Here is a 9685-nt window from a genome sequence, read left to right on the forward strand (position 1 = left end):
TGGTGATCAATCATCTCGCGAAGAAGAAGGTGGTCGCTCCGAAGGAGCTGACGAACGTTCGCGTGACAGGCGTGTAAAAAATTTTGGCCGAACACATGCAAACATACGCATTGTTGAAAATGATCCGCCCGGGAGACGTCGCATGAAGGGCTTTACCTCGCGTCGCGGTTTCCTTCGCAACGGCCTCGCGGCAGGCAGCGTTATCGCCGCAGGCGGTGCGCATGCAGGCGGACCGCAGGGATCTGCTTCAGGCAATCCGGCAAACCAGCCACCCAACGTACCGGACTGGACGCGCAATCTCGGCGAAGGTGTCGCTGTGCGCGCCTATGGCAAGCCATCCGACTTTGAGAAAGGCATCATTCGCCGCGATGTGGAATGGCTCACCGCTTCACGGGAAAGCTCGGTCAGCTTCACACCGCTGCATGCGCTCGACGGACCGATTACTCCCAACGGGCTTTGCTTCGAGCGCCATCACTCCGGCATCGCCGAAGTCGATCCCGCCGATTACCGGCTGATCCTGCATGGTCTCGTCGACAAGCCGCTGATCTTCACGCTTGACGACATCAAGCGCATGCCGCGCGTCAACCGCCCCTATTTCTGCGAATGCGCGGCCAATTCGGGCATGGAGTGGCGCGGCGCGCAGCTCAACGGCTGCCAGTACACGCACGGAATGGTCCATTGCGTAATGTATACCGGCGTGCCGCTGAAGACGCTCCTGAATGAGGCCGGCGTCAAAACGAATGCGAAATGGCTGCTGCTCGAAGGCGGCGATTCCGCTGCGATGACCCGCTCGCTGCCGCTCGCCAAGGCGCTCGATGACGTTCTGATCGCCTACCGCATGAACGGCGAGATGCTCTACCCGGAGAACGGCTATCCGGTGCGTGCGGTCATTCCCGGCTGGGAAGCCAACATGTGGGTCAAATGGCTGCGCCGCATCGAGGTCGGCGATCAGCCATGGCATCACCGCGAGGAAACATCGAAATACACGGATCTTCTAGAAAACGGCAAGGCGCGCCGCTTCACCTATGTGATGGACGCGAAGTCCGTGATCACCAATCCGTCGCCGCAGGCGCCCCTCAATCACAAGTCCGGTTTCACTGTCCTGTCCGGCATCGCCTGGTCGGGACGCGGCAAGATCGCCCGCGTCGACGTCTCGCTGGATGGCGGCCGCAACTGGCGCACCGCACGACTTGACGGTCCGGTCTGGGACAAGGCGCTCACCCGCTTCTATTACGAATTCGACTGGGACGGACGCGAACTTCTCCTGCAATCGCGCGCGATGGATGAAAGCGGCTACGTTCAGCCATCGAAGGGAGAGTTGCGCAAGGTCCGCGGTGTCAACTCGGTCTACCACAACAACGGCATCCAGACCTGGCAGCTGCACAAGAATGGCGAGGTGGAGAATGTCGAGATCTCTTAAGTCCGCCCTCGCCGCCTTCGCGTTTCTCTCGCTGATTTCTGTCAGCGCACCGGCGCAAGACAAGCCGCAGGCCACGCAGGCTCACTCAGCGAAGCCCGTGAACAAACTCAATATCGGACGCGAAGCCACCGCGGAGGAAATCGCCGGTTGGGACATCGACATTCGTCCGGACGGTCACGGTTTGCCTGTCGGCAAGGGTACGGTGAAACAGGGCGAGCCGCTCTATGTGGAGCGCTGCGCCGCATGCCATGGCGAATTCGGCGAAAGCGCCGGACGCTGGCCAATCCTGTCAGGCGGCAACGGCTCGCTTGCGAGCCATGATCCGGTGAAATCGATCGGCTCGTACTGGCCCTACGCGTCGACCATTATCGACTATATCCGCCGGGCCATGCCTTTCGGCACTTCGCAGACTCTGACAAACGACGAGCTTTATGCCATCACGGCCTATGTTCTCTTTCTCAACGATATCGTGACGTCGGACGATTTTGAGCTGAGCGACAAAAACTTCACGACGATCAAGCTGCCGAACGAAGTCAACTTTTTCGATGACGACCGCGAGGTCACGGAAAAAGCGTTCTGGACGAAAGCTCCCTGCATGACGGACTGCGCGCCGGGTCCCGCGCAGATCACCGGACGTGCCCGCGCGATCGACGTCACGCCGGAGGGCGACACGGCCGCACGAAACGATTGACGCGTGTACGCGCACGCCTCCTGCAAAAGAAAACGGCGGGCTCGCCCGCCGTTTTCGAAACCTGCGTCTGCCACGACGTGCAATCACACGGCCGGCTTCGAGCCCCAAGTGTCCTGTGTGATCGCGTTGTACCAACCCACGCCGTAATCGGCTTCGAGCTTGCGGAAGCTGTCCGGCGCTTCGCGCGGACTGACACCGCCGGAACCTTTGACCTCGATCAGCTTACCGTCATCGACCGCGTAAACGCCGGCGACGGAGATGCCATAGTCGGGTGCGATCAGGCTGTAGCAGGTGTTCGCCCAGGATGCCGTCGGCGCCGGACGGCCGGCGAGCGCAGCGACGATCGCGGCCGCCGCGACCTTTCCCTGCGCGTTGGCGCAGAACCCCGACTTCGGCATCGGCGCGGCAATCGTGGCGTCACCGACCACGTAGACGTCCGGCACCTGCGTGGATTCAAACGTCTGCGGTTTGACGGGCACCCAGCCGCTCTGGTTCGTCACCCCTGCCCGGTCAGCAATCGCGCCAGCCTTCTGCGGCGGGATGACGTTCAGGACGGCGGCCTTGTGCTTGCCGCCGAATTCGGTCTCGACCTCAAGCGTCTTGGCGTTGACCTTGACGACCTTGCCGTCCTTCGCGCGAGGAACCCATTCGAGGTTGTCCGCGTAGAACTTCTTCCAGCCGTCCTGGAACAGGCCCTGCTTGGAGAAGGAGTCTTTTGCATCGAGGATCAGAAGCTTCGACTTCGGCTTCTTGGTCTTCAGATAATGCGCGACCATGCTGGCGCGCTCGTACGGCCCGGGCGGGCAGCGGAATGGATTGTCCGGCGCGACAATGATGAACAGGCCGCCGTCCTGCATCGAGTCCAGCTGCTTCTTCAGCAACGTGGTCTGCGGACCCGCCTGCCAGGCATGCGGCGCGAGCTGCGCGGCTGCCTCGTCATAGCCTTCAAGCGCGCCCCAGCGAAAGTCGATACCCGGCGACAGCACGAGCTTGTCGTAGGGCAGCTTGCGGCCGCCGGACAGCGCCACGCTCTTGGCCTTCGTGTCGATGTCGCTCGCCCGTTCATGCACGACCTGCACGCCGGCGCGACGCAGATCGTCGAACGTGTGGCCTTCCTGTTCGAACGTCCGCAGCCCGCCGAAATACAGGTTGGTGAACGGACAGGTGTAGAAGCGCTTCGCCGGTTCAATCAGCGTGACCGAAAGTTTCGGGTTTCCGCGCTTGAGATAGCGAGCCGCCGTCGCCCCGCCGAATCCGCCTCCGACCACAACGACGCGACCTGCCGACTGCTGCGCGATCGCCGGCATGGAAAACGCGAATGCGCCCGCCCCTGCACCGCCGAGCAACGCGAGGGCCTGACGCCGAGAGACATTCGAATGTGCCATTGTCACTTGCCCTTTTTCTTCGCCGGAGCAGCAGCAGGAGCATTCGCGCTGATCTTCGAGAAGTGCGCGGCGAGTGCGGCGAGTTGTTCGTCGGTATAGCCTTTGGCAAGACGGTTCATGATCGTCGTTCCGGGCGGCGGATTATTGGACTTGAATGCCATCAGCTGCTCGAGCAGCAAGGCTTCAGGACGCCCGGCGATCGACACGATCGGCCCCGGAGAACGACCGTCGGTCCCGTGACAGTTGGCGCAAGGGCCGGCGAGCACCACGACATCGGCTGCAGATTGCGCCGCACCCGGTTGAACCAATGTGAGCGTGGCCCCGAGCCCAAACAGCGTCGCAATCGACGCGCGGCGGGCAAGTGCCGCTCCGTTTTGCAAAGCCGATCTCGACATAGGGCTCCCAGATGCAATTGGAGGACAGGAGATTTAGACAACTTCTTGACTCCGCCAGACTTGACGGTTTTGGTCAATGCCTCGCGAGCGAATTGAAACTTGCTTCCATGTCGCACCCCATCCTCGAAAGGACGCTTCTCCGCACCGGCTGCCGCAGAAAACACTTTTTGTTGCGCTGCGGTGCATCGACATTTTGGTTGGGAGAATGGTCATGACTGAGCGCGCAATCCGCGAGCAGGATTCGCGGAAGATTACAGGCGATGACACAACACTGTGGCGTCCGCATCGCCGTGCCGTGCTCGCAGGGTTGGGCGCTGCGATCGCGCTCCCGCGCCTTCAGGCTTACGCTGCAACGGCACCCGTGACGCACAAGGTCGGTGCGATCGAAGTCTCCATCGTAAGCGACGGTGTTCTCAACATTCCGCTGTCATTTCAGCTGCCGGACACGCCGCTCGCCGAGGCCGGCGCGTTGTTCAAGGCGCATGGCCTTCCCGAAGGCGGCGCGCCGTCGCAGACGAATGTCGTTCTGGTCAAGACAGGCGGCGAACGCATCCTGATCGACGCCGGCTCCGGACCGAACTTCCAGCCGACGGCAGGAAAGCTTCAGGAGAATCTCGAAGCCGCGGGCATCGCGCCCGACAGCATCACCAAGGTCGTATTCACGCATGGGCATGCCGACCATCTGTGGGGCGTCATCGACGATTTCGGCGACAGCGATCGCTTCCCCAATGCCAGCTACGTCATGTCAGCTGCGGAATGGGATTTCTGGACCCACCCTGACACGCCGGCGCGAGTACCCGACGCATTGAAGGGGATGGCGGCGGGGACAGGCCGCATCCTCAAGACGATCGAGAAGAAGGTCGAGCGGCGCAAGGATGGCGATAGCGTCGGTCCGGGCTTGTCGTATCTCGCAACGCCCGGTCACACGCCGGGCCACATGGCCGTGCTCGTCGAAAATGGCGGTCAGCGGCTTGTGGTCGGCGGCGACGTGTTGACCAACAGCGCGATCTCTTTCGCACGGCCGGACTGGCGCATCGGCGCCGATCTCGATCGCGATCAGGGCATCGCCACACGCAAACGTCTGCTAGACCAATTGACGAATGACCGAATCCCGCTGATCGGGTTTCACATTGCCTGGCCCGGCCTCGGCACCGTGGAACGCTCCGGCCCCGCTTACCGTTTCATCCCGCTCTGACCCCGCTCTGACCTGCAACTTGAGGACCTCATGAACAGGATTGCTGCCGCTGCTTTCATTTTTGCCGCACTCGGCGGCGCCGCCCATGCCCAAACCGCCGGCGACGCCGCGGCCGGCGAGAAAATATTCGTGCAATGCCGGGCGTGCCACCAGGTCGGCGAGACCGCGAAGAACGGCGTCGGCCCGGTGCTCAATGGACTATTCGGACGCAAGTCGGGAACGATCGAGGGATACAATTATTCGGACGCGAACAAGAATTCCGGCATCGTCTGGGACGAGAAAGTATTCGCCGAATACATCCAGAACCCGCGCGCCAAGATCCCGGGCACCAAGATGATCTATGCCGGGCTGAAAGACGAAAAGCGGATCGCCGATCTGACCGCGTTCCTGAAGCAATTCGACAAGGACGGAAAAAAGGCGGCGCAATAGCGCCGCCTCATGGCTAGTGCCGGACCGGCGCGTAGCTCGTTAGCGTCGGCGCACCGAAGGCGGCCGCTTCCAGATGGCGCGGCACGATCAGACGCTGTCCCGGCTGAAGGGTCCTGTTCGGGCTGACGTCGTTGAGCTGCGCCACGGCCCAGACCGGCACCGAATAGCGCTGCGCCACCGTTCGTACGGTGTCGCCCGGCTCGGTGCGAACACCGACGCCCGAATCCCACAACTCGATCGGTTCGCTGCGCGGCATGATGTAACGGATCGGCACGGTCGGCCCCTCAAGCTGCACCGGCAGCGTCGAGATCTGAACGACCTTGGCGACGATCTTGTCCTGCAGCCCGCGGATCTTGACCATGTTGACGTGCAGCACTTCCCAGTAATTGCGTAGGTCAACGGTCGAGAAATGGCCGCGGAAGTCCGGTGCCTGGCGGACATAGCCGCCACCGAAGAAGTTCAGCGACTGATAGATATTGATGAAGCGGTCAACGTTGTTCGGCACTGTGGGCGCCTTGCGGGTCGGATCGAACGCGACCACAAGGCTGACCGGCACGCCGGCATTCTTGAGTTTCCATGCAAAGGCAAGCGCGGCGTCACCGCCAGCCGAATGTCCCATCGCCATGATCGGTTGCGGATTGCGCTTGTAGCGCGCGATTGCCTCATCCGCGGGACCTGACCAGTTGAGATGATTATAGGTCTCTGACTCGATGCCGCTCGCAACGATCTTGTCGCTCAGATAGTCCATCTCGAGCGACGCCAGGCGACCTCCCATCCCGCGGAACACATAGACCTTGCCTGTGGCCGGTTGTGGCTGCGCCAATGCGCTGCTCGGCCACAGCAAGCCTTCGAAAACGGAAAGCGATCCGAAGCCAGTCAGGGTTGCGGCCAGCGCACCGACCATCGCAAGATGCGGGAATTTGAACATTGCGCTGTCAGCCCTCGCGTTCGTCGCGCCGCTTGCGCCAAGGGGCTGGCGAAGCCGAAAACGCACGCCATCGTTGGGCGGGATCAAAGGCGGATTTCGTTAAGATTTTCCGAAGATCGCAGGTTTTTGCCTGTAACAGACTGAAATTACAATGCTTTTTGTCCAGTGCCTGTCCCGCAAATGTTACCGCAGGCCCCGCTTTTTGGGTGAGAATCAGCTTCAGTCCGGGTTCGTCCGATTTAGCGGTTGACCCTGCGATCCGGCTGCCCTAACGCCCGGCTTTCCGCATTCAGAACCCGATCATGACCGCTGCGCCGCGCATCTCCTTTGTCTCGCTTGGTTGCCCCAAGGCGCTCGTCGATTCCGAACGCATCATCACGCGGCTGCGCGCCGAGGGTTACGAGCTTGCACGCGGACACAATGGCGCCGACGTGACGATCGTGAACACCTGTGGATTCCTGGATTCGGCGCAGGCTGAATCGCTTGCCGCGATCGGCGAAGCCATGGCCGATAATGGCAAGGTGATCGTAACCGGCTGCATGGGCGCCGAGCCGGAGAAGATCACGGCGCAATATCCGAACGTTCTCGCGATCACGGGTCCTCAGCAATACGAGAGCGTGATGGAGGCGGTGCACCGCGCGTTGCCGCCGGTGCATGAGCCGTATGTCGATCTCGTTCCGCCGCAGGGTCTGAAGCTGACGCCGCGGCACTATGCCTATCTGAAGATTTCGGAAGGCTGCAACAACCGCTGCACCTTCTGCATCATTCCGAAGCTGCGTGGCAACCTCGTCTCTCGCCCGGCCGCTGACGTGCTGCGCGAGGCCGAACGACTTGTGAAAGCCGGCGTGAAGGAATTGCTGGTGATCTCGCAGGACACTTCGGCCTATGGCGTGGACACGAAATACGCGACCAGCCGGTGGCAGGATCGCGACGTTCAGGCGAAGTTCGTGCCTCTGGCGCGCGAACTCGGCGAACTCGGCGCGTGGGTTCGTCTGCACTACGTTTATCCCTACCCGCATGTCGACGAGATCATGCCGATCATGGCCGACGGCAAGGTGCTCCCTTATCTCGACATCCCGTTCCAGCATGCGAGCCCCGACGTGCTGAAGCGTATGAAGCGGCCGGCGGCGCAGGAGAAAACGCTGGAACGCATCGCGCGCTGGCGCGAGGTCTGTCCCGACCTGACGATCCGCTCGACCTTCATCGTCGGCTTCCCCGGCGAGACCGATGCCGATTTCGAATTCCTGCTCGACTGGCTCGACGAAGCCGCACTCGACCGCGTCGGATGTTTCAAATACGAGCCGGTCGACGGCGCGACCTCCAATGAACTGGACGGCGCAGTGCCCCAGGAGATCAAGGAGGAACGCTGGCACCGCTTCATGAAGAAGCAGCAGGCGATCTCTGCGCGCCGGCTGAAGCGCAAGGTCGGGACGCGGCAGCAGGTTCTGATCGACGAACTCACGCCCTATGGCGGCAAGGGCCGCAGCAAGGCCGACGCCCCAGAGATCGACGGCGCCGTGCATGTGACCAGCCGGCGCCCGCTGCGGGTCGGGGAATTCGCTCAGGTAAAGATCGAGCGCGCGGATGAGTACGATCTGTACGGGAACGTGGTGGGTTTCTAGTCCCGACTATTGACGCACACAAAAGCCGATTGACGGGATGGCATGACCTTCGGGAAGACGCGCGCGTCGATGGTGGCGGTCGGCGACACGGCGTTGCAATGCTACGAAGCGGGGACAGGCGACCCGGTGATGCTCATTTCCGGCTGGCCGCAATCGGCGCTGGCCTGGGAGAAGCTGATCCCGCTGCTGGCGGACTATCGCGTGATCGCGGTTGAACCGCCGGCTTTGGGCACATCTCAGCCGACTGCCCGTTACGACATGCAGAGCATCGCGGATCTGTTTCGCGAACTGACGCAAGAGTTCGGCCTGCCGCGCTTTCACCTGGTCGGTCACGACATCGGCTGCTGGATCGCTTATGCGTTCGCAGCGAAATATCCCGATACGTTGCGCAGCGTCACCCTGATAGAAGCCGCGATACCCGGCATCGCTCCGGGAAGCGCCTACGCCTTCACACCCGAGCAAGCCAAGAAGACCTGGCACTTCGCGTTCAATTACCTGCCCGACCTGGCCGAGGACCTGACCCGTGGACGCGAGCATGTGATCCTTGAATGGATCTTCCGCCACCGCGCCGCGCACCCCAATGCAATTCCGCGCGCATCGGTCGACGAGTATATACGGCTCTATTCGCGGCCCGGCGCGTTCGCCGAGACGCTGAAATACTACCGCGCCATCTTCGAATCCGGAGCACAGAACCGGGTGCTCGCTGCCTCAAAACTGAAGCTGCCTGTTCTCGCCATCGCGGGCGCCTTGTGGCTGGGCGAAGCGATGCAGGGCGCCATAGAGCCGCTGGCCGAGGACTTCGAAATGCTGTCCATTCCCGACTGCGCACATTTCCCGCCGGAAGAAAAGCCCGCCGAGCTGGCGGCCGCGCTGCGAAAGCATTTTGGCCGCTGCCGCTGAATGGTCTCGATGATCTTCCTGACGCCAGGTCGTGGCTTCAGAGGCTCGGCAGGATCACGCGCCTGCACTTCCACCTTGCCAGGAGCAGACGACAGCATACGCGTCTGAACGGTATCTGGCACAAAATTAGTGGCGCTGAAGCGTTATTAGTGGCGGTGACGCGTTACTAATTACCGCATTTTTCCTGTGTTTTTTTCGTCACATCTCGACTGTTTCTGTCCGGCTGCATTGCGCCGGCTCCGCATTCGTGCCCCTAATATGTTTGCAATGTGGCACGTCGCGAAGCCGCGGGGGGATCCTGCAATGAAGCGTCTTGCAGTCACTATTGGCGCCACAGCACTCATAATTGCATCCGGATTTGGATTCTCGCGCGCGCAAGCGGCTGATCTTCCGAACCCGGTTTACAAGGCGCCGCCTGCTCCGGTTCACCAGACCTATTGGACCGGCTGCTATGTCGGCGGCAACATCGGATATGGCTGGGCGCCGACCACCTGGAATTTACCGGGCGGCGTAGAACTCGCATCACACAAGGCCGACGGCGTCATCGGCGGCGGGCAGATCGGATGCGATTACGAGATGAATCGTCTCGTGGTCGGCGTGCAGGGCATGTTCAACGCGTCGGCGGTGAAGGCCGACAGCAACAATCTGGTCGCTCCTGCGCTGCTCGATTCAACACGCACGCCGTGGATGGCAAGCCTCACAGGACGCATCGGCATTACC

General features: G+C 61.8%; 9 protein-coding genes and 1 pseudogene. 7 read left to right on the plus strand and 3 right to left on the minus strand.

Translation table 11 applies throughout. From position 1 onward, the window contains the following. Positions 1 to 142 precede the first annotated feature (142 nt). Complete coding sequence (gene soxC / locus VNZ93_RS06565; RefSeq protein ID WP_325701812.1) at positions 143 to 1420, plus strand: sulfite dehydrogenase; 1278 nt, start codon at positions 143 to 145, stop codon at positions 1418 to 1420. Beyond that, a complete protein-coding gene (locus VNZ93_RS06570; protein WP_325701815.1) occupies positions 1404 to 2111 on the plus strand; it encodes a cytochrome c in 708 nt (235 codons plus the stop codon). The genes soxC and VNZ93_RS06570 overlap by 17 nt, the downstream gene beginning before the upstream one ends. A gap of 83 nt (positions 2112 to 2194) precedes the next feature. On the opposite strand, the gene VNZ93_RS06575 is transcribed toward VNZ93_RS06570, so the two are convergent. Beyond that, positions 2195 to 3496 carry an NAD(P)/FAD-dependent oxidoreductase gene (locus VNZ93_RS06575; protein WP_325701818.1) on the minus strand — a complete coding sequence of 434 codons (1302 nt, stop codon included), beginning with the start codon at positions 3494 to 3496 and terminating at the stop codon, positions 2195 to 2197. A 2-nt stretch (positions 3497 to 3498) separates the two neighbouring features. Next, positions 3499 to 3891 carry a c-type cytochrome gene (locus VNZ93_RS06580; RefSeq protein ID WP_325701820.1) on the minus strand — a complete coding sequence of 131 codons (393 nt, stop codon included), beginning with the start codon at positions 3889 to 3891 and terminating at the stop codon, positions 3499 to 3501. A 211-nt stretch (positions 3892 to 4102) separates the two neighbouring features. On the opposite strand from VNZ93_RS06580, the gene VNZ93_RS06585 reads away from it, so the two are divergent. Both VNZ93_RS06585 and VNZ93_RS06590 read left to right on the plus strand, forming a co-directional pair. Further along, positions 4103 to 5086 carry an MBL fold metallo-hydrolase gene (locus tag VNZ93_RS06585; RefSeq protein WP_325701824.1) on the plus strand — a complete coding sequence of 328 codons (984 nt, stop codon included), beginning with the start codon at positions 4103 to 4105 and terminating at the stop codon, positions 5084 to 5086. A 30-nt stretch (positions 5087 to 5116) separates the two neighbouring features. Further along, positions 5117 to 5515 (plus strand): cytochrome c family protein, encoded by a 399-nt coding sequence (locus tag VNZ93_RS06590; RefSeq protein ID WP_325701827.1) that lies wholly within the window; start codon positions 5117 to 5119, stop codon positions 5513 to 5515. A gap of 13 nt (positions 5516 to 5528) precedes the next feature. Here VNZ93_RS06590 and VNZ93_RS06595 read toward each other — a convergent pair whose 3' ends face one another. Continuing rightward, positions 5529 to 6443, minus strand: a complete 915-nt coding sequence (locus tag VNZ93_RS06595; RefSeq protein WP_325701830.1) for a LysM peptidoglycan-binding domain-containing protein — start codon at positions 6441 to 6443, stop codon at positions 5529 to 5531. 302 nt (positions 6444 to 6745) lie between these two features. Between VNZ93_RS06595 and rimO the strand changes: the two genes are divergently transcribed. The 3 genes and pseudogenes from rimO to VNZ93_RS06610 all read left to right on the plus strand — a co-directional run. Beyond that, the gene (gene rimO, locus VNZ93_RS06600) at positions 6746 to 8065 is read left to right on the plus strand and encodes a 30S ribosomal protein S12 methylthiotransferase RimO (protein WP_325701832.1); all 1320 of its coding nucleotides are present in this window, start codon (positions 6746 to 6748) and stop codon (positions 8063 to 8065) included. Positions 8066 to 8134: 69 nt separating this feature from the next. Further along, entirely contained in the window at positions 8135 to 8965 is an 831-nt protein-coding gene (locus tag VNZ93_RS06605; RefSeq protein ID WP_325701835.1) for an alpha/beta hydrolase, read from the plus strand. Between the two features lie 303 nt (positions 8966 to 9268). After that, positions 9269 to 9685: pseudogene (locus VNZ93_RS06610) on the plus strand (hypothetical protein); the annotation flags it as partial.

The sequence above is a fragment of the Pseudorhodoplanes sp. genome, assembly GCF_035565795.1.
Classification (GTDB): Bacteria; Pseudomonadota; Alphaproteobacteria; order Rhizobiales; family Xanthobacteraceae; genus Pseudorhodoplanes.